14 protein-coding genes and 1 pseudogene are annotated in these 19,512 nt (G+C 62.1%); 6 read left to right on the forward strand and 9 right to left on the reverse strand.

Annotated features, from left to right (window positions below):
- Nucleotides 1-406: 406 nt before the first annotated feature.
- From murI to J5N58_RS00680, 4 genes are all read right to left on the reverse strand, one after another.
- Entirely contained in the window at nt 407-1,216 is an 810-nt protein-coding gene (gene murI / locus J5N58_RS00665) for a glutamate racemase (protein WP_112828180.1), read from the reverse strand.
- Nucleotides 1,197-2,024, reverse strand: coding sequence for an RNA methyltransferase (locus J5N58_RS00670; protein ID WP_113340194.1), 828 nt, complete (start codon nt 2,022-2,024; stop codon nt 1,197-1,199). The genes murI and J5N58_RS00670 overlap by 20 nt, the downstream gene beginning before the upstream one ends.
- A gap of 75 nt (nt 2,025-2,099) precedes the next feature.
- Complete coding sequence (locus tag J5N58_RS00675) at nt 2,100-2,630, reverse strand: hypothetical protein (RefSeq protein WP_113340193.1); 531 nt, start codon at nt 2,628-2,630, stop codon at nt 2,100-2,102.
- Nucleotides 2,631-2,705: 75 nt separating this feature from the next.
- The gene (locus J5N58_RS00680; RefSeq protein WP_113443396.1) at nt 2,706-3,227 is read right to left on the reverse strand and encodes a hypothetical protein; all 522 of its coding nucleotides are present in this window, start codon (nt 3,225-3,227) and stop codon (nt 2,706-2,708) included.
- 221 nt (nt 3,228-3,448) lie between these two features.
- Between J5N58_RS00680 and J5N58_RS00685 the strand changes: the two genes are divergently transcribed.
- Entirely contained in the window at nt 3,449-4,663 is a 1,215-nt protein-coding gene (locus J5N58_RS00685; RefSeq protein WP_112828176.1) for an NADP-dependent isocitrate dehydrogenase, read from the forward strand.
- 204 nt (nt 4,664-4,867) lie between these two features.
- Nucleotides 4,868-5,494 (forward strand): glutathione S-transferase family protein, encoded by a 627-nt coding sequence (locus J5N58_RS00690; RefSeq protein WP_244709141.1) that lies wholly within the window; start codon nt 4,868-4,870, stop codon nt 5,492-5,494.
- Nucleotides 5,495-5,549: 55 nt separating this feature from the next.
- On the opposite strand, the pseudogene J5N58_RS00695 reads toward J5N58_RS00690, so the two are convergent.
- A pseudogene (locus J5N58_RS00695) lies at nt 5,550-6,401 on the reverse strand (AraC family transcriptional regulator).
- A 199-nt stretch (nt 6,402-6,600) separates the two neighbouring features.
- On the opposite strand from J5N58_RS00695, the gene J5N58_RS00700 reads away from it, so the two are divergent.
- Entirely contained in the window at nt 6,601-8,238 is a 1,638-nt protein-coding gene (locus J5N58_RS00700; protein WP_113424891.1) for a SulP family inorganic anion transporter, read from the forward strand.
- Nucleotides 8,239-8,346: 108 nt separating this feature from the next.
- On the opposite strand, the gene alaS is transcribed toward J5N58_RS00700, so the two are convergent.
- Both alaS and recA read right to left on the reverse strand, forming a co-directional pair.
- The gene (alaS, locus tag J5N58_RS00705; protein WP_112828272.1) at nt 8,347-11,010 is read right to left on the reverse strand and encodes an alanine--tRNA ligase; all 2,664 of its coding nucleotides are present in this window, start codon (nt 11,008-11,010) and stop codon (nt 8,347-8,349) included.
- A 156-nt stretch (nt 11,011-11,166) separates the two neighbouring features.
- The gene (gene recA, locus J5N58_RS00710) at nt 11,167-12,249 is read right to left on the reverse strand and encodes a recombinase RecA (protein WP_112828172.1); all 1,083 of its coding nucleotides are present in this window, start codon (nt 12,247-12,249) and stop codon (nt 11,167-11,169) included.
- Nucleotides 12,250-12,491: 242 nt separating this feature from the next.
- On the opposite strand from recA, the gene J5N58_RS00715 reads away from it, so the two are divergent.
- The gene (locus tag J5N58_RS00715; RefSeq protein ID WP_244709143.1) at nt 12,492-13,436 is read left to right on the forward strand and encodes a carbohydrate kinase family protein; all 945 of its coding nucleotides are present in this window, start codon (nt 12,492-12,494) and stop codon (nt 13,434-13,436) included.
- A gap of 28 nt (nt 13,437-13,464) precedes the next feature.
- Nucleotides 13,465-14,394: a pseudouridine-5'-phosphate glycosidase gene (locus tag J5N58_RS00720; protein ID WP_244709146.1), complete on the forward strand. Its 930-nt coding sequence runs from the start codon at nt 13,465-13,467 to the stop codon at nt 14,392-14,394.
- A gap of 105 nt (nt 14,395-14,499) precedes the next feature.
- On the opposite strand, the gene J5N58_RS26010 is transcribed toward J5N58_RS00720, so the two are convergent.
- Together J5N58_RS26010 and cckA are read right to left on the reverse strand one after the other, a co-directional pair.
- Nucleotides 14,500-15,291: a helix-turn-helix transcriptional regulator gene (locus J5N58_RS26010; RefSeq protein WP_244709148.1), complete on the reverse strand. Its 792-nt coding sequence runs from the start codon at nt 15,289-15,291 to the stop codon at nt 14,500-14,502.
- 82 nt (nt 15,292-15,373) lie between these two features.
- Nucleotides 15,374-17,992, reverse strand: coding sequence for a cell cycle histidine kinase CckA (gene cckA, locus J5N58_RS00730; RefSeq protein ID WP_113340187.1), 2,619 nt, complete (start codon nt 17,990-17,992; stop codon nt 15,374-15,376).
- Between the two features lie 256 nt (nt 17,993-18,248).
- On the opposite strand from cckA, the gene J5N58_RS00735 reads away from it, so the two are divergent.
- A complete protein-coding gene (locus tag J5N58_RS00735; protein WP_244709150.1) occupies nt 18,249-19,424 on the forward strand; it encodes a flagellar biosynthetic protein FliO in 1,176 nt (391 codons plus the stop codon).
- The last annotated feature ends 88 nt before the right edge of the window (nt 19,425-19,512 follow it).

Consider the following 19,512-nt stretch of genomic DNA (forward strand, 5'->3'; position numbering starts at 1 on the left):
TAAGCAACTAAAGATTGTATTTCACGCATGGTTTTCCGTCCCGGCGCATCGCAGCAGCCAGGCCCTTTCAAAGTGCTGAGGACGTGCGGAGAAGCCGCGCGAAGACACAAGCCGCCGCAGTGTCAGCCGGTCACGTCAGAAAAATGGAAAAGACGCCAAAAGGCAGAAATATCAGGCGCAATAGGCCTGAAAACCATATCGGCGTCGGGTCGTCGCACCAAGTGCGCTCCCCTTGTGGTCAATGCCGCCGGTGAGGCGCATAAGCAAAGAAAAAGCAGTCATATTGCGCCTCCTATGGTTCGATTTGCAGACGTCTGGATCATCGCACGACTGAGGCCGAACGACAAGACCACAATTGCGAATTGCAAGAGTTGCGGCAATCGAGTTGCCGAAATGCCACAGTGTCCTATAGGGCGCGGATCGTAAGGCCGAAACCCTGCATCAAGCGCCGGGTGGAGAAATCCGGCTTGCCCGAGGTGAAGACGGCGAAATCGAAACCGTCGGGGTGCTCGGCGCCGTCGACCATCGGCACGAGACGGCGGGCCTGCCGGGCAATCGCCTCCGCCGGGTCCAGCCAGTCGACCGGCCAGGGCGCAAGCCGGCGAAAAACATTGGCAAGAAAGGGATAATGCGTGCAGGCAAGCACCACGATGTCCGTCTTCGCACCGTCCTTATCGACGAAGCAGGGCACAATCTCCGAAAGCACGGCCTCATCCGCAATCGCCTCGCCGCGAATATAGGCTTCCGCCATCCTCGCAAGGTTCTCCGAGCCAACGAGCCGGACATGGCATTTCGAGGCGAAAGACTGGATGAGGTCGCGCGTATAGGCGCGCTTGACGGTACCCGGCGTGGCGAGCACGGAGACGAGACCGGAGCGGGTCCGCTCGGCGGCGGGCTTGATCGCCGGCACGGTGCCGATGAAGCGCATGTCGGGAAAGGCGTGTCGCAGGTCGGTACCGGCAAGGGTGAAGGCGGTGTTGCAGGCGACGATCACCGCCTCCGGGCTGTAGCGTTCCAGAAGATCGGTGAAGAGCCCGACGATCCGCTCCCGAAGCGGCTCTTCCTCCCATCCGCCATAAGGAAAGCCGGCATCGTCGGCGACATAGATGAAGCCCCGTTCCGGCATCAGTACGCGCGCCTCGCGCAACACGGTGAGGCCTCCGATCCCGGAATCGAAAACCAGAACCGGTTTCAGGTCATGCCCCGCTGTCGTCATCCCCGTGCTCGTCCCCATTGCCCGATTTCCCCGCGCCGCGCGGGTTCTTGCGGCTGTAGCGGTCGAATGTGGCGAAAACGCCGCGAAGCACATGGATTTCCTGTTCGGTGAAGGCGCGCCGCGACAGGACCGCCCTCAGATTTTCCACCATGCGCGGCTTCTTGCCGACCGGGCGGAAATAGCCCCGGGCATCGAGCGCTTCCTCGACCATCTCGAAAAGGCCGATCAGGTGCTCCTTGGTCGCCGGGCTCTGCTCCACCGCCTGGAACCGCGTTTCGCCAAGGTCCTCAATGCCGGATTTCATCCACTCATAGGACATGAGCAGCACGGCCTGGGCGATATTGAGCGAGGCAAAGGCGGGATTGACGGGAAAGGTCACGATCTCGTCAGCCAGCGCCACCTCCTCGTTGGTGAGCCCCCAGCGCTCGCGCCCGAACAGGATGCCCGTCCGTTCTCCGCCGCGGAACTTGCCGCGCAAGGTTTCCGCGGCAGTCACCGGCGAGCGCACCGGCTTGAAGCCGTCGCGCTCCCGCGCGGTCGTTGCATAGACGAAGTTGAGATCGGCAATCGCTTCCTCGAGCGTTTCATAGACCTGCGTCGCATCGATGACGTGATCGGCCTTGGACGCGGCGGAACGGGCCTTCTCGCTCGGCCATCCGTCCCGCGGCTTGACGAGACGCAACTCCCATAGCCCGAAATTCGCCATGGCCCGGGCAACCATCCCGATATTTTCGCCAAGCTGCGGCTCGACGAGAATGATTACCGGCCCTTCCGCCAGAAGCGCGCGCTCGCTGTTCGTACCTGCCATGTTCCTGTCCGAGATTTTCAAGTGGCGGCTTCACTGGCACAGGCTGGGGCAAAAATCAAAAACTCATTGCCGCAATCAGGGGCGGGCAAGCCTTTCCAGCGAGGCTTTCAGTGAAAACCAGCTGCCATCGAGCCTCTCTCTCAAGATATCGTCGATGACGAAACGCTTTCCCGTGGCATCGTCCGCAAGCAGGATGAACATCAGCCTCATCTGCGATCCGTTCCCGGAATTGCCGTCACAGGACGGCAGATCGAGCCTCGCCTCAACCATGATCCGCGTATCCGCCCGGGTCAGATCGGCAATATGGGCGTTGCCGATGGGACAGCGGTTCGCATCGCCCGTGATTGGGTCATCCTCGAAGAGGCTGACCTCCCGACGCATCCGAGCCGCATTCAGGGCCGCCGCGTAGGCGGAAACGAAATCCGCGCCGAAATCGTTGAGCAGCTGTATCTCGGTGAAATAGGCGCGATGGCCATCCGGCTGATCGAGCGAGTTCGCAACGATCCTGTCGACATACATGCGAACGAGCCCCACCCGGTCATTCGCGTTCGCCGGCTGGACCAGAGCCGGCAGAAAAAACAGCAGCAGCCCGAACGTCCGTCTCATACGCCCCTCACCTCTCGCCGCCGCAATCAGTAGCGTAGCCACGATGATCGATGCAACAACCCGGATTTCAGGGCTCTATTGGGCGGCGATGGTCTTCAGGTCGTCCTTGATCGAGCTTGAGGAATTGCCGTTCTCTACAGGATAGATGTCGTCGATCACCTGCCGGCCGTTCTCGGTCTTCATATGGAAGATCAGTACCCTGTCTTCCTTGTAGGCGGGATCGTCGCCGAAGCATTGGCGATTGTTGAAGAGCGCCGTCACCTGGCCGTCCCCGTCGTCTTCGATACGGATGTTTTCGAAGTTGCAGCCATCCTGGCCTCCGGCGATCGGATCGTAGTCGAACGGGCTACCCGTGGTTTCGCCCTCCGGAAGGTCATAGGCAGGATGCTTCGACGCCTCGTGATAGGCCTTGGCGAAATCGACACTGAAAAGCCGCTTCAGGCGATCATCGCTGAACACGTCGTCGTCGGAGGCGGCTTCCCCTGCCCAGTTACCGGCGGCCACATTAATGACCTCCTTGACCGGAGCCGTCGGGTCGGCGGCAAGCGCGGAGCCAGCGGCAAGGACAAGGAGAGCGGCGAAAAGCTTGGATTTCATCGGTGATTTCCCGGCGACTGAAAGACAGGGCGCAAGATATCTCCAGCCGAGCAAAGCTCAAGCCCACCGGTCGCATGCCTAAGGCCAAAGTTGGTATGATTTTGTGAACGAAAAGCCGCTATCCGGGCAGCGCAACGCTTTGCGTTCCCGGTTCGGAATGCTATAGCGCAGCGAGCCTAACAACGGGACCCTCGTCCCTCCCCCAATCAGCGAGGATATTCATGAGCAAGATCAAGGTAGCCAACCCGGTCGTCGATCTCGACGGCGACGAGATGACCCGCATCATCTGGCAGTTCATCAAGGACAAGCTGATCCTGCCTTATCTTGACCTGCAGATCGAATATTACGACCTCTCTGTCGAGAACCGCGACGCCACCAACGACCAAGTGACCGTCGACGCCGCCAACGCCATCAAGAAGCACGGCGTCGGCATCAAGTGCGCGACCATCACCCCCGACGAAGCCCGCGTCAAGGAATTCAACCTCAAGGAAATGTGGAAGAGCCCGAACGGCACCATCCGCAACATCCTCGGCGGCGTAATCTTCCGCGAGCCGATCATCTGCAAGAACGTTCCGCGCCTGGTTCCGGGCTGGACCAAGCCGATCGTCGTCGGCCGTCACGCCTTCGGCGACCAGTACAAGGCAACCGACTTCAAGTTCCCGGGCAAGGGCACGCTGACCATCAAGTTCGTCGGCGAAGACGGCCAGACGATCGAGAAGGAAGTCTACAAGGCTCCGGGCGCCGGCGTGGCTCTCGCCATGTACAACCTCGACGAATCGATCCGCGAATTCGCCCGCGCCTCGATGATGTACGGCCTGATGCGCAAGTGGCCGGTCTATCTGTCGACCAAGAACACCATCCTCAAGGCCTATGACGGCCGCTTCAAGGATATCTTCGAGGAAGTCTACCAGACCGAATTCAAGGCCAAGTTCGACGAGATCGGCATCACCTACGAACATCGCCTGATCGACGACATGGTCGCCTCGGCGCTCAAGTGGTCCGGCGGCTACATCTGGGCCTGCAAGAACTACGACGGCGACGTTCAGTCCGACACCGTCGCTCAGGGCTTCGGCTCGCTCGGCCTGATGACCTCCGTCCTGCTCACCCCCGATGGCAAGACCGTCGAAGCAGAAGCTGCCCACGGCACCGTGACCCGCCACTACCGCCAGCATCAGAAGGGTCAGGAAACCTCGACCAACTCGATCGCATCGATCTTCGCCTGGACCCGCGGTCTCGCACACCGCGCCAAGCTGGACGACAACGCCGAGCTCGCGAAGTTCGCAACGACGCTGGAACGGGTCTGCATCGAGACCGTCGAGTCCGGTTTCATGACCAAGGACCTGGCGCTCCTGATCGGCCCGGATCAGCCGTGGCTTTCGACCACCGCCTTCCTCGACAAGATCGATGAAAACCTGAAGAAGGCCATGGCCGCCTGAGGCCAGGCCCCACCGTTCTTCTTGAGAAACCCGGCCTTGTGCCGGGTTTTTTGTTCCGTAACCTCCGGGTCCGGCGATGGACGGATTTCTGAAAACCGCCAAAAGGGCCATCTGCGCTTGGCAACATCATCTCAAGGATCGCAGACCGGCTTCGTTGACACGCGGGAACAACGAACATAAAGTGAACGAAAATGGAGGAGCGGTATGAGTGAAATCGTCTTCTACACCAATCCCATGTCGCGCGGACGCATCGCTCGCTGGATGCTTGAGGAAACCGGCGCTCCCTATCGTGCGGAGATCGTCCCTTTCGGTCCACCGATGAAAACCGCGGTTTATTGCGCCATCAATCCGATGGGCAAGGTGCCCTCGATCGTGCATCGCCAGAAGATCGTCACCGAATGTGCGGCGATCTGCGCCTATCTCGCCGACGCCTTTCCCGAGGCGGAGCTTGCGCCCGCAACAACGGATCGGGCGGATTATTATCGTTGGATGTTTTTTGCCGCAGGTCCGCTGGAGGCCGCGGTCTCCAATCGCGCGCTTGGCTTCGTCGTGCCCGAGGACAGGCGCCGCATGATCGGCTACGGTTCGTTCGATGATGTCATGGCCACGCTGGAAAAGGCGGTGAGCCGCACAACCTATATCGCCGGCGAACGCTTTACCGCGGCGGATGTCTATGTCGGTTCGCATATCGGCTGGGGGCTGCAGTTCGGCTCGATCGAGAAGCGTCCTGCCTTCGTCGACTATCTGGCGCGCGTGAGCGAGCGTCCTGCATATCGGCGCGCCGTCGAACTGGACGATGCCGCGATGGCGGCCATGCAGAAAAGCGCATGATTCCTTCGCGACATCCATATCGGACACATCGATATGCGATCTTTCTGCGCCCGAGTTATCTGAGCGGCAGACATATCTCCGTCAGCAATTCGGCCGGAGGGACTTCCCGGGGATTGTTGAGGTAGATTTCGAAGACCGGCGCATCGCGCACCTCCCGGCCTCAATTGCGCAACCACTCCCCGTAAAGCCAGCGATAGGCGAAACGCATATCGGCATATGGCCCCTTGTGCAGCAGGACGGCGCATTCCCCTGCTTCGATGAGAGCCGTCTGCAACGGCGGATCGACGGGTGTCGGCTGAGCAAGGGTGACACAGGCAAGCGAGCGTAGCGCGCTTTCCGCGACGCTTTCGGGATCGTCGTAATAGATCGCCAGCATGCGCGCATGCGGATCGGCAAGATTTCGGCTGAACAGCGTTCCGAAAAGCTGTTCGAACGCCTTGCCGATCTCCATATAGGCACCGCGATGGGCAACACCCATGACCGGCATGTCCGCAAATGTTCTCAATGTCACGTCATACATCGCCCAATCCTCCTTATCCCGGATCGTCTGGAACATCCGATGGCTCCCCTCCTTCCGATATCGGGCCGGGGGCAGACCGTAGGCCGCCTTGAAGATCCGGTTGAACGACTGGAGATTGGGGTAGCCGCAACGGCGGGCGATCAGCGGGACAGGACGGTCGGATGCCGCAAGCTCCGCGGCCGCGCGCTGCAGGCGCAGCCGCTTGACCGTGGCGGCCAGCGTCTCACCATGCACCGCACGGTAGATGCGATGCCAGTGATAGGGCGACATACAGGCAACCTCTGCGAGCCTGTCGTTGTCGAGTTCCTCGTCGAGGTGCTCGTAGATATGGCGCGAGACGCGCAGCAGCCTGCTTTCGTAGGTCGCCCAGATATCCGTCTTCGTCATGTTTTCCGTCTGCCGATTGCCATGCCGTTGCGCTTGAGAAGGAAGCACAGGCCGATTTGACAAATCCTGCTTTCCATTTCTTGACTTTCATCAAATATCGCCGGACCGGCGATTTGCGATCAGGCAGACTCGGGGTACCAATGATAGGGCGCCATGAACCGCGTTTGTCCTCAACCCCTATTCGCATCGTCGAGCCATCGTGAACAGCGAATTCGAGCCGAAGCTCATCAGCGTCTTTGCCGAAGGTTACAGCCTGCCACGGCTGAAGGCCGATGCCATAGCGGGCCTGACGGTTGCCATCGTCGCCCTTCCCCTTTCCATGGCCATTGCCATCGCCTCCGGCGTAACTCCGGATCGGGGTCTCTTCACAGCCATCATCGGCGGCTTTCTGGTCTCGCTCCTGGGGGGCAGTCGCCACCAGATCGGCGGACCCGCCGGTGCCTTCATCGTGCTGGTGGCCGCGACCGTCGCCACACATGGGGTGGAAGGCCTTCTGCTTGCCACGGCGATGGCCGGCCTCTTCCTCATGCTCGCGGGGCTTCTGCGGCTCGGCGACTACGTGAAATTCATCCCCTATCCGGTCACCGTCGGCTTTACCGCCGGCATTGCCGTCATCATTTTTTCGAGCCAGATCACCGAACTCCTGGGACTGACATTGCCCGGAAGGGAACCAGGACCACTGATCGAAAAACTGCCGGTCCTGATCGAAGCCTTTCCGACGCTCAACGTCGCTGCGGCGGCAGTGGCATTTCTGACGATTGCCACCATCCTCATCCTGCGCCGGTTTCGCCCTTCCTGGCCCGGATTGCTGATCGCAGTATGTCTCGCATCCCTCGTCACGGCGCTTCTGGACCTGCCAGTGGCAACCATCGGCACGCGCTTCGGCGGCATCCCGCGCAGCCTGCCGGTACCCCACCTGCCGTCGCTGTCGCCGGAGCTTGCCCGCGCGGTATTGCCTGACGCCATTGCCTTTGCATTGCTCGGCGCAATCGAATCCCTTCTGTCGGCAGTCGTGGCCGACGGCATGACCGGTCGTCGTCATCGCTCCAACATCGAACTCATCGGCCAGGGCGTCGCCAATATCGGCTCTGCCCTCTTCGGCGGCATCTGCGTGACCGGAACCATCGCCCGGACCGCAACCAATGTCCGCGCCGGTGGAACGAGCCCAATCTCCGGCATGCTGCATGCCGTCTTCCTGCTCGTTTTCATGGCCGCCGCAGCCCCGCTCGCCAGCTATATTCCACTGGCCGCGCTGGCCGGCGTGCTGGCGATCGTCTCCTGGAACATGGTGGAGAGGCCGGCCTTCGCCGCCCTGCTCAGGTCGTCGCTCGGCGATGCCGTCGTCTTGCTGGTCACCTTCCTGCTCGTGGTCTTCCGCGACCTGACGGAAGGGATTATCGTCGGCTTTACCCTCGGCGCGCTGCTCTTCATCAACCGCATGAGCAAGAGCGTCACCATCGTGCCCCACGAGGAGGAGACCGAACATCCGCTGGACAACAGCGATGCCAGCACCGTTGTCTACCGGATCGGCGGCGCCTTCTTCTTTGGCGCGGCCGCGACAGTCGGTTCGGTTCTCGACCGTATCGCCGACCGATATCAGAATTTCGTGCTGGACTGCTCGGCCGTATCGTTCATGGACTCAACTGCGGCCAACGTGATCGCCGGCACGATCCGCAAGGCCGAAAGGGCGGGCGTTCGGGTCTTCATCGTCGGCGCCAATCCTGATTTCCGGCGTCTTCTGGAAACCCATGAGGTAAGAAGCCCGCAGGTCGACTATGTTCCAAACATCCGGACCGCACGCGCGCTGATCCGGGAAGCCGCCGCTCCCGTGGCCTGAGAGCCGCAACAGCACCGCGCCGCGACCAAACGAAAGGGGCGGGGATGTGGTCCACGCCCCTATTTCCTGTTGGAATCGTCGGCCCGGCGAAACGGGCCAACCCGAAGATCAGCCGGCCAGTGCGGCGGCGACGGCCTCGATTGCGGCTTCTGCCTTGTCGCCATCCGGACCACCCGCCTGGGCCATGTCCGACCGGCCACCGCCACCCTTGCCGCCAACGACGGCGGCGGCAACGCGAACGAGGTCCACGGCACTGAATCGGCCGGCGAGATCGGCGGTAACGCCGACCACGACGCTTGCCTTGCCATCCTCGGAAACGCCGATCAGCGTGACGACGCCCGATCCGAGCCCGGCCTTGCTTTCATCGACAAGGCCCTTGAGATCCTTGGCATCGACACCCTTCAGCACCTTGCCGAGGAAGCGCGTACCGGCCACATCGCGCGCGCCTTCATCGGCGGCAGCCTGACCGCCGCCGCCCATGGCGAGCTTGCGCTTGGCATCAGCCAGTTCGCGCTCCAGTTTGCGGCGCTCGTCGACCAGAGCCTCGACGCGTGAGACGACATCGCTCGGCTGGACCTTCAGCGTGGTGGCAAGCTGCTTCACCCGCTCGTCCTGCTCGGAAAGATAGGCACGCGCCGCTTCGCCGGTCAGCGCCTCGATGCGGCGCACGCCGGCGCCGACCGCGCTGTCCGACAGGATACGGACAAGGCCGATATCGCCAGTCGCGGCCACATGGGTGCCGCCGCAAAGCTCGATGGAATAGGGCTTTCCGGCCTTCGGACCGCGGGTCGCGGTGCCCATGGAAACCACGCGGACTTCGTCGCCGTATTTTTCGCCGAACAGAGCCATGGCGCCTTCCGCGATCGCGTCGTCCACGCTCATCAGGCGCGTCGTGACGGGCGCATTCTGGACGATGATCTCGTTGGCCATTTCCTCGACGACCTTCAACTCGTCCGCCGATATTGGCTTCGGATGGGAAACGTCGAAACGCAACCGCTCAGGCGCGACCAGCGACCCCTTCTGCGCCACATGGGTGCCAAGCACCTCGCGCAGCGCCTCGTGGATCAGATGGGTGGCCGAATGGTTGGCGCGCAGGCGCGAGCGGCGAGCGTGATCGACCGTCAGGCTGACGGCGTCTCCGACACGGATCGTGCCGTCCGAAACCTCGGCGATATGCACGAACAGTCCTTCGCCCTTCTTCTGGACGTCCGAAACGGCAAGGCTTGCGGTGTCGCTTGCAATCGTGCCCGCATCGCCCATCTGACCGCCGGACTCACCGTAGAACGGCGTCTGGTTGACAATGACCTGCACCGCATCGCCCTTGGAGGCGCTGTCGACGGCGGCGCCGTCCTTGACGATGGCAAGAACCTGGCCTTCGGCCGCCTCGGACGAATAGCCGAGGAATTCCGTCGCACCGTGTTTTTCCTTGAGTTCGAACCAGATTGTCTCGGTCGCCTTGTCGCCGGAACCCGCCCAGTGAGCGCGCGCCTCGGCCTTCTGGCGCTGCATGGCATCGTTGAAGCCGGTGATGTCCACGCCAATGCCGCGGGCGCGCAGCGCATCCTGCGTCAGGTCGAGCGGGAAGCCATAGGTGTCGTAAAGCTTGAAGACGGTCTCGCCATCGAGGCTGTCGCCCTTCTTCAGCTCGGAGGTGGCGTCCGAAAGCAGCGAGAGGCCGCGCTCCAGCGTCTTGCGGAAGCGGGTTTCCTCCAGCTTCAGCGTTTCGGAAATCAGGGCCTCGGCCCGCACCAGTTCCGGATAGGCGCGGCCCATCTGCTGGACCAGCGTCGGCAGCAGCTTGTAGATGATCGGCTCACGCGCACCGAGAAGTTCGGCGTGACGCATGGCGCGGCGCATGATGCGGCGAAGCACATAGCCGCGGCCTTCATTCGAAGGCAGCACGCCGTCGGCGATCAGGAATGCCGAGGAGCGCAGGTGGTCGGCAATGACCCTGTGGCTTGCCCGGCGCTCGCCCTCGGCCTTGACGCCCGTCAGTTCGACGGAGGCTTCGATCAGCGCGCGGAAGAGGTCGATATCGTAGTTGTCATGCTTGCCCTGCAGGACGGCGGCAACACGCTCGAGGCCCATACCGGTGTCGATCGAGGGACGCGGCAGGTCGACGCGCTCCTCCTTCGTCACCTGCTCATACTGCATGAAGACGAGGTTCCAGATTTCGATGAAACGGTCACCATCTTCTTCCGGCGAGCCGGGCGGGCCGCCCCAGATATGGTCGCCATGGTCGTAGAAGATTTCCGAACACGGGCCGCAGGGCCCGGTATCGCCCATGGCCCAGAAATTGTCGCTGGTCGGAATGCGGATGATCTTCTCGTCGGAGAGACCGGCGATCTTCTTCCACAGGCCGAAGGCTTCGTCGTCGGTATGGTAGACGGTGACCAGAAGGCGATTGCGGTCGAGACCGAATTCCCTCGTAATCAGGTTCCAGGCAAGCTCGATCGCACGCTCCTTGAAGTAGTCGCCGAAGGAGAAATTACCGAGCATTTCGAAGAAGGTGTGGTGGCGCGCAGTGTAGCCGACATTGTCGAGGTCATTGTGCTTGCCGCCGGCGCGCACGCATTTCTGCGCCGTCGCGGCCGTCGAATACGGGCGCTGTTCGAGGCCAGTAAAGACGTTCTTGAACTGCACCATGCCGGCATTGGTGAACATCAGCGTCGGGTCGTTGCGCGGCACCAGCGGGCTGGATGAAACGACTTCGTGGCCGTTCGTCTTGAAGTATTCGAGGAAAGTCGACCGGATGTCGTTTACACCGCTCATGTCACGCCCTTCATTCACGCCGGGAAACCGGCCATTCGCGAAAATCAATGGCTTTTATCGTCCGGCATCCCCCCTGTCCAGCCGCCCGACGCAAAACCGGCCGCACCTCGCAGGAGATGCAGCCGGCAAAGAAATCAAAACGCAAGAACCGGGAGTTTATTCGTCCGAACCATCCCCGTCGTTTGCATCCGGCCCGCCGTTCTGCAGGCTCTCGGCAATGAGACCGGCGTTCTGGCGAAGCGCCATCTCGATCTCCTGGGCAAGCGCCGGATTGTCACGCAGGAACAGCTTGGCGTTTTCGCGTCCCTGCCCCAGCCGCTGGCTGTTGTAGGAGAACCAGGCACCCGATTTCTCGACGATCCCAGCCTTGACGCCAAGATCGACCAGTTCGCCGGTCTTGGAAACGCCCTCGCCGTACATGATGTCGAATTCAACCTGCTTGAAGGGCGGCGCCATCTTGTTCTTGACGACCTTGACGCGGGTCTGGTTACCGATGACCTCCTCGCGCTCCTTGACGGCGCCGATACGGCGGATGTCGAGACGAACCGAAGCATAGAACTTCAGCGCATTGCCGCCGGTGGTGGTTTCCGGCGAGCCGAACATTACGCCGATCTTCATGCGGATCTGGTTGATGAAGATCACCATGCAGTTTGAACGGGAGATCGACGCTGTCAGCTTGCGCAGCGCCTGGCTCATGAGACGCGCCTGAAGGCCCGGCAGATTGTCGCCCATTTCGCCTTCGATTTCAGCGCGCGGCGTCAGCGCGGCAACCGAGTCGACGACGAGCACGTCGACGGCACCGGAACGCACCAGCGTATCGGTGATTTCAAGCGCCTGCTCACCGGTATCGGGCTGGGAGATCAGAAGATTCTGCAGGTCGACACCGAGCTTGCGGGCATAAACCGGATCGAGCGCGTGTTCGGCATCGACGAAGGCGCAGATGCCGCCCTTCTTCTGGGCTTCCGCGATGGTCTGCAGCGCCAGCGTCGTCTTACCCGAGCTTTCCGGACCATAGATTTCGATGATGCGGCCCTTCGGCAGACCGCCGACACCGAGCGCGATATCGAGACCGAGAGAGCCGGTCGAAATCGTTTCGATCTCGACCACGCTCTCGTTTGCGCCGAGCTTCATAATCGAGCCCTTGCCGAACGACCGTTCGATCTGAGAGAGCGCCGCTTCCAATGCCTTGCTTTTATCCACCGATTTGTCCTCTACGAGCCGCAAAGAATTCTGTGCCATTCTGTCCACCTTTAGGTTATTGAAGCCGCATAGGCAATGAAGCAGCCGGTGAACTGTATGTACACGTTTTGTTCCGATATTGCAATCCCCCGTCAACCCAATGAATTATCGGTAAATTCTGCAGTACGTACTTTTTATGTTCCGCCACTGCCGGCCGCAGCGTCCCCGCGCCTCTCAGACATCGCCGGCAGCACCGGAACATGGCTCGATTCGCCACCGTCCGACACCGGCAGCGCCCCCCTATGATGGTCGATGTCCTCGTCATCGGCGGCGCCCATATCGATCGCCGCGGCCGTCTCTTCGGCCCGGCGAAAATGGGTGCGAGCAACCCCGGCCGCTGGATTGAGGAACCGGGTGGCGGCGGCTTCATTGCAGCCTGTAATCTTGCCCGCCTCGGCCGCAGCGTCCGGCTGATCTCCCCCCGCGGCGGCGATCCTGCCGGTGAACGTGTCTCTGCGGCCGCTGAGCGACTCGGCATCGACGATTGCCCCGTCACATTTCTCGATCGGGTCACGCCAAGCTATACGGCCATACTGGAAGAGGATGGCAATCTCGTGATCGCGCTGGCGGACATGGCGCTCTACGACCTTTTCACGGCACGGCGCCTGCGGGCCCGCACCGTCCGGGAGAGCCTCGCTTCTGCCCGCATGATCCTGTGCGACGCCAACCTGCCATCGGAGACGATCGCCGCTCTCGCCGACATCGCCGCATCGAAAGGTGCATCGCTTGCCGCCATTGCCATTTCGCCGGCCAAGGCGACGAGACTGCTGCCCTCCCTCGATCGCCTCGACCACGTATTCATGAATGCAAACGAAGCCGAGGTGCTTGCCGGCCGCCGCGCCGTCGATGCCGTCGAGTGGCCGGACCTGCTGCGACGCGCGGGCCTGAAGGCCGGGACGATCACCGCCGGCGGCGGCATGACCATCGCCTTCGAGAAGGATCGCGTGATCGCCCTCACGCCGCCGCCTGTGTCGGATATCGCTGACGTCACGGGCGCCGGAGACGCCTTCGCCGCCGGGTTCCTTGCCGCGCGGCTCGACGGCGCGTCCCTCGACATCGCCCTGCGCACCGGCACCGCGGCCGCCGCAATCACCCTGCTTTCGCCGCAGGCGACGGCCGAAAATCTCGCGACGGATATTCTTGCCAGCCGGCTGGAGCTTGTGCCCGACGCCGAAATCCTGTCATGACAATGTTTGCACAATACGGATATCAGTGATGACCAAAGCCATCTCGCCTCTCCTGCCCATCGTCTATTCCGGTGAAGTCACCGCCGCCAAAGCCCGCAACGCGCCGATCGTTGCCCTGGAATCGACCATCATCACGCATGGCATGCCCTATCCCGGCAATCTGGAGATGGCGCGCAGCGTCGAATCCATCATCCGTCAACAGGGCGCCGTTCCCGCGACCATCGCAGTGATCGACGGCGTACTGCATATCGGCCTCGATACCGCACAGATCGAGGCACTGGCCAGGCGCCACGACGCAATGAAGCTTTCCCGTGCGGATATCGCCTTCGCGCTTGCCGAGCGTCGCACCGGCGCGACAACGGTTGCCGCAACCATGATCGCGGCCGCTCGTGCCGGCATATCGGTCTTCGCGACCGGCGGCATCGGCGGCGTCCATCGCGGGGCGGAGGAGACCTTCGACATTTCCGCCGACCTGGAGGAACTCGGCCGCACGCCGGTCATCGTGGTCTCTGCCGGCCCGAAGGCCATTCTCGACATCCCGAAGACCCTGGAATATCTGGAAACCCGTGGAGTGCCGGTTGTAACCTACGACAGCGAGGAATTTCCGGCCTTCTGGTCGCGCAGTTCCGGCCTGCCGAGCCCGCTGACATTGCCGAGCCCGGCAGCCATCGCGAATTTCCAGCGCATGCGCGAGCAACTGGGGATCGAAGGCGGCATGCTCGTGGCAAATCCGGTGCCGCTTGCCGACGAGATCCCGCGCGAGGAAATGGAAATCTATATCGGCCGGGCGCTCGTCAATGCCGAACGCGAGGAAATCACCGGCAAGAACGTCACGCCGTTCCTGCTCGATAATCTTTTCCATCTGACCGACGGCCGCAGTCTGAAGACCAACATCGCCCTGGTTGAGAACAACGCCCGTCTCGCCGCCGAGATCGCCGTCGTGATGAACGACCGATAACGCCTCGGCCGGAAACGATGGGGCGACAGGTCGGACGCCGCCCCATCGACACGCCGAAGTCTGCAACGACTTTGCCCGACACGCCCGCCGCGACAATCCTCCTGCTTAGATGAACCCGATCTGCGCGGCACGGCGCAGGGCCTGCTCCAGCCGGTCCGTATTCAACTTGCGGCAGAGCGAACCGACGAGATAATTGACCGTCCGCGTCGAAAGCGACAAGCGCACCGCAATCGCCGCAGTGTCGAGGCCGGAGGCCGCCATTTGAAGGCATCGGATCTCCAGGTTGGACATGCCCGCCCGGGCGCCGTCGAGACGTTTCTCCAGCATCCCCGCCCGGTCGAGCACGTGGATGGCGAGAAAGCAGAAGTCCTCGATCTCGGCGGAGGAAAGCGGCAAGCGGTCGCCATAAAGGCTCATGATCTGTTTTTTGCCATCGAGCGCCGGCAGGGCGAAATAGACGCCGTTCAGCATGTCGTGGCGCGTCAGCAACTGGGTCAGTTCGACCAGGTTGGGTGCGAGGCCTTCCAGACATCGCAGATCGTCGATAGACCATTGATAGAGCTGCTGCTCGGCACTGGCGAGAATGATGTCGGGCGTGGGCGGTAGATCGCTGATGGCGTCGAAGCCGTCGAGGAAGGCCTCGTCGACACTGTAGAGCAGCAATCTGCCGCGTAGCGATGTGCCATTCGCCGGGCGCTGCGCAAAAAGCTTGTAGAAGCGAAAACCGAAGCGCCGCTGCAACAGCCGCATGCAGGCATCGAGATCAGTCAGACTGTCGGCGGTCTGTATCCGGGCAAGAATTGCATTCCGCTCGACCGGCCCTTCGGCCCACTCGTTCATCTCGCTCAGTTCCCGAATACCGCCCGCATGGATGACCGCCCGCCGAAAATAGCGCACCTGGCCCGCCACGATCACAGGAAATCGATGTGACAGGAGGATGTTGTCCGTCACAGAAATAGGGCAAATATGGTGACTGTTGTCAATTTGAACTATCGAGCATCTCGCGCACGGCCACGGCGAGCTGCTTGAGCGAGAAGGGCTTGGGCAGGAACCCGAACTTTGCGTCGGCCGGCAGGTTGCGCGCGAACGCGTCCTCCGCATAGCCGGAAACGAAGATGAATTTCAGGTCGGGATATTTCTTGCGAAGCTCCCCAAGCAGCGTCGGGCCATCCATTTCCGGCATCACCACGTCGGAAACGACGATATCGACCGCGCCGCCGAGCTCGTCCATGATATCGAGTGCTTCCACGCCGGAACCCGCCTCATGCACGGTATAGCCGCGGGTTTCCAGCATGCGCTTGCCCCCGCGGCGCACGGCCTCCTCGTCCTCGACCAGCAGCACCACCGCCGACTTGCCGGTAAGATCGTCGGGTTCCGATGCCTGCGGGGCCGCCGCCTGCGCGGTCTGCGCGGCATCGCCCCCCTCGGACACAGCGCCCGTCGGCGCTGCGCTCGGCGCGAGCTCGACCACATGGCGTGGCAGGAAGATGCGGAAGACCGTGCCTTTGCCCACTTCGGACTCGGGATAGATGTAGCCGCCTGATTGCTTGATGATGCCATAGACCATCGCCAGTCCGAGACCGGTTCCCTTGCCCACTTCCTTGGTGGTGAAGAAGGGTTCGAAGATCTTGTCCATGATCTCGGGCGCGATGCCGGTACCGGTATCGGCGACCTCGACGAGAACCATCTCCTCTTCCGGCAGGCCACGATAATGGAACGCCGCAGTCTCCGGGGGCGAGACGTTGCGTGTCGTGATGGTGATCGTACCGCCATCCGGCATGGCGTCTCGGGCATTGACGCACAGATTAATCAGCACCTGCTCGAACTGCGAGAGGTCGGTTTTCACCGGCCAGAGATCCCGCCCGTACTCGACCTTGAGCTTGACGTTGGTTCCGGAAATCAGCCTGTCGACCAGCATTCTCAAGTCGCCGATCACATCAGTCAGATTGAGCACGGTCGGGCGCATGGTCTGCTTGCGCGAAAAGGCGAGCAACTGCCGAACGAGTACCGCCGCCCGGTTGGCGTTGCGCTTGATCTCCATAAGGTCCGCAAAGCTGGCATCCGAAGGCCGGGCCTGAAGCAGCAGGTGGTCGGAGGAAAGCAGAATGGCTGTCAAAACGTTGTTGAAGTCGTGCGCGATACCGCCCGCAAGCGTGCCGACTGCGTTCATCTTCTGCGTCTGCGCCATCTGCGTTTCGAGCGCCTTCTGGTCAGTCACGTCGACGGCGTAGACGATGGCCGCCTCCTCCGGAGCCTCGTCGCTCTGGTCGATCACCGCATTGACATAGAAACGGAAATGCCGCGCATCGTTTTCCGGGTGACGGCTGTCGATCGGGGCGATGTCGACCTGGCGATCCTTGGCGGCAGCCAGCGCCTGACGGAACTGCTCCCGCTCGCTTTCGTGGATCACGGCCTCGAGCTTGCCCCCGCGATCGACATAGTCGCGGCCGACGATATCCGAAAAGAGCTTCATGAACGGCGCGTTGGTGCGCAGGATCCGGCCCTCGCCATCGACGGAGGCGATCGCCATCGGCGTATTGTTGAAGAACCGGGTGAAACGCATGGAAGCGATCGAGGCCGACTGATCGGAACCTCTGCCCTCCTGCCGCGCAAGCACGATGGAACGGCTCTCGCCGGGTGCCCCGTCCCGCGCCGAACGAACGCGGTGGACGAGGTGCACCGGAAAGCTCTGGCCGTTGGTCTTTCTGAGATCCAGGTCCAGCGTTTCCGTCTTCGACAGGCCGGGCTCGGCCTGCACCGAATTGACCAACGCCATGCCTTCGCCCGCGACAAGATCGGCAATCGTCATCGAACCCGGCGCAAATTGGGTCAGGTCGATACCGAGCCATTCCGCCAGCGTGGCATTGAGATAGTAGATTTCGCCTTTCCGACCGGCCGAGAAGAAGCCTGCGGGCGCATGGTCGAGATAGTCGATGGCGTGCTGCAGTTCCTTGAAGAAGCGTTCCTGATCGTCCCGCTCCGAGGTGATGTCGGTGATCTGCCAGACATGCAGCTTCCGCGCACCGGTTTCACTGGGGACCAGCCTGGCCTTGAGCCTGTACCAATGTGCGCCGGAACCGTTCCCGGTGTGGACACCCAGCGGCTTGAGCAGGCGGAATTCCTCATAGCCCTCACGGCCCTCGCGCAAGCCGTTGGTCAGGCGATAAAGCGCCTCGGACGACTCGCGATAGCGCGACAAAAGGGTTTCAAGAGCCTGAACCTCGGTCGCCTTGGTGGCGCCGGTCATTCGACCATAGGCGGCGTTCGCGTAAATCACCCGCCCGTCGGCCTCGGTAATCAGCGTGCCCTCCGGCAGGTTGGCCAGGAAATTGCGCGCGAGCGAATCCGAACGGGATTGCGGCATCACCTCGACGAAGCCGATCACGGCAGAAACCAGAAAGAAAATTCCAGTCATTGCCAGAACGCCGAGAACGCCGAGCACCACCTCGTTTTCGAGCTGGTCCTTGAAAAAGACAAAAGCGACGGCGGCACAGACAAGCACAAGTGCAAGCAGGATGATGCGGAAAGCCGCGCCGGAACGGGCGCCGCGATCCAACAATGGACCTTCGTACTCGCCGGCCTGCTGCAATCTCTTCATATATGCCTCGTGTGTGAAGCCGACCCGTGGGAATCGGACACTTCAGATCTTCTTTAGCAATTTGCACCTGTCGCAAAAAGCTCCGAACAAGCGGATTGAGGGGCTGAGGCGCGGCAATCCCCACAGGATTGCCTCATTTAGGTCGTGGAATGCGAAGGAGAAACGATCCGCGCCGTGTCAGCCGGTCGTTGGCGCCCTGCCCCGGATTGCTAAAACAATCGCCTTCTGCCAGAAAGCAGAAAAAGGAGAGCGCGACATGCTTGAAGAACTGGTCACCACCTATGGTAACCGTTTCCTGGTCGCTGCGCTCGGCGTAAGCCTTGCGCTTCTGTGCCTGTTTGTCGTTTTACGGCTCTTGCGCAACCGCGCACCGTCGCCCTTCGTGCGTGGCGGAAGGAATCGCCAGCCGCGGCTTCAGGTGCTGGATGCGGCAGCCGTCGACGCAAGGCGTCGGCTCGTTCTCGTTCGCAGGGACAATGTCGAGCATCTCGTGATGATCGGCGGTCCGACCGATATCGTCATCGAGAGCGGCATCGGCGACGAGCGCGCCTATCTCTCGGCCGTTCCCGTAGGCGCGTCGGTGGAGAACGAGGAGGCGGCGGCCCGTATCGCCCCCCATGCAGAGCCTCCCCGCAGCCTGCCGCAGGAGCAACCCGTCCCGCCCGTCGAACAGGCCCCGAGACCGCCGGTCGCCGAGCGTCCGCCGGCGCCCCAGCCCGTCAAGGTAGAACCCGTCGCGGCAAGACCGGCGCAGCAATCCGCTCGTGCCCCCGCTCCTCGCCACGAACCGGCAGCACCGCCGGTTGCCGTAGCCGTGCCCGAACCGGTGGCGCAGGCCCACGCGCCCCAGACTGCGCCTGCCGCGCCGACCGAATCGCCCGCATCCGAGGCCACCAGCGTTCAGCCGATCCATATCGAGCCGCCGCCGGCGCCGGTCGCGGCGACGGCGCCTTCCTCGGACGCGCGCGCTGCATTGCCCGTACAGAAACCCACGCCCGCCGCAACCCCGCCAAAACGGCAGGAGCAATCTGAGCACCAGGCGCAGGGGCAGATGGTTCATGCGGAGGATATTCTCGAAGCGGCCCGTCAGCGCGTTCTTCCTTCCAGCCAGGATCAACCACCGGCAGCGAGCATTGCTCCGGCCGTTCATGCGGCGGACGAACAGCATCCCAAGCAGGAACTGAGCGAGTTCGAGCGCGTACTGGAGGAGGAAATGGCGCTTCATCTTTCGGCGAACGAGACAGCCGCGACAAGAACGCCGTTCGATGTGGCAGCAATCGTGCCGGACATTCGGCCCAACCGCCCTGTGGCGCCTCTCGTGATCGTTACGCCGCCGCCCGGCACGCCGACATCGGGCAATCGTGAAGAACCGAACCTTCAGAAGGAAATCGCCCGCATCTTCGGCGAGATATCGGTCAACCGCAACAACTGAACGGCAGGGCAGGAAGTGCCCGGAAGGCGGAGCGCGCGTCCACCGCTGGGATAAGCCCGGATCGCTATCCAATGAAAAATGCCGGCTT

The organism is Paenirhizobium cremeum, assembly GCF_022884085.1.
Lineage (GTDB): Bacteria > Pseudomonadota > Alphaproteobacteria > Rhizobiales > Rhizobiaceae > Allorhizobium > Allorhizobium cremeum.

Excerpts from the sequence above, each read along its gene's own strand:
- murI (WP_112828180.1), bottom strand. The coding sequence starts at position 1,216 with ATGACGACAGCGGGGCATGACCTGAAACCGGTTCTGGTTTTCGATTCC.
- J5N58_RS00670 (WP_113340194.1), bottom strand. The coding sequence starts at position 2,024 with ATGGCAGGTACGAACAGCGAGCGCGCGCTTCTGGCGGAAGGGCCGGTA.
- J5N58_RS00675 (WP_113340193.1), bottom strand. The coding sequence starts at position 2,630 with ATGAGACGGACGTTCGGGCTGCTGCTGTTTTTTCTGCCGGCTCTGGTC.
- J5N58_RS00680 (WP_113443396.1), bottom strand. The coding sequence starts at position 3,227 with ATGAAATCCAAGCTTTTCGCCGCTCTCCTTGTCCTTGCCGCTGGCTCC.
- J5N58_RS00685 (WP_112828176.1), top strand. The coding sequence starts at position 3,449 with ATGAGCAAGATCAAGGTAGCCAACCCGGTCGTCGATCTCGACGGCGAC.
- J5N58_RS00690 (WP_244709141.1), top strand. The coding sequence starts at position 4,868 with ATGAGTGAAATCGTCTTCTACACCAATCCCATGTCGCGCGGACGCATC.
- alaS (WP_112828272.1), bottom strand. The coding sequence starts at position 11,010 with ATGAGCGGTGTAAACGACATCCGGTCGACTTTCCTCGAATACTTCAAG.
- recA (WP_112828172.1), bottom strand. The coding sequence starts at position 12,249 with ATGGCACAGAATTCTTTGCGGCTCGTAGAGGACAAATCGGTGGATAAA.
- J5N58_RS00715 (WP_244709143.1), top strand. The coding sequence starts at position 12,492 with ATGATGGTCGATGTCCTCGTCATCGGCGGCGCCCATATCGATCGCCGC.
- J5N58_RS00720 (WP_244709146.1), top strand. The coding sequence starts at position 13,465 with ATGACCAAAGCCATCTCGCCTCTCCTGCCCATCGTCTATTCCGGTGAA.
- cckA (WP_113340187.1), bottom strand. The coding sequence starts at position 17,992 with ATGAAGAGATTGCAGCAGGCCGGCGAGTACGAAGGTCCATTGTTGGAT.
- J5N58_RS00735 (WP_244709150.1), top strand. The coding sequence starts at position 18,249 with ATGCTTGAAGAACTGGTCACCACCTATGGTAACCGTTTCCTGGTCGCT.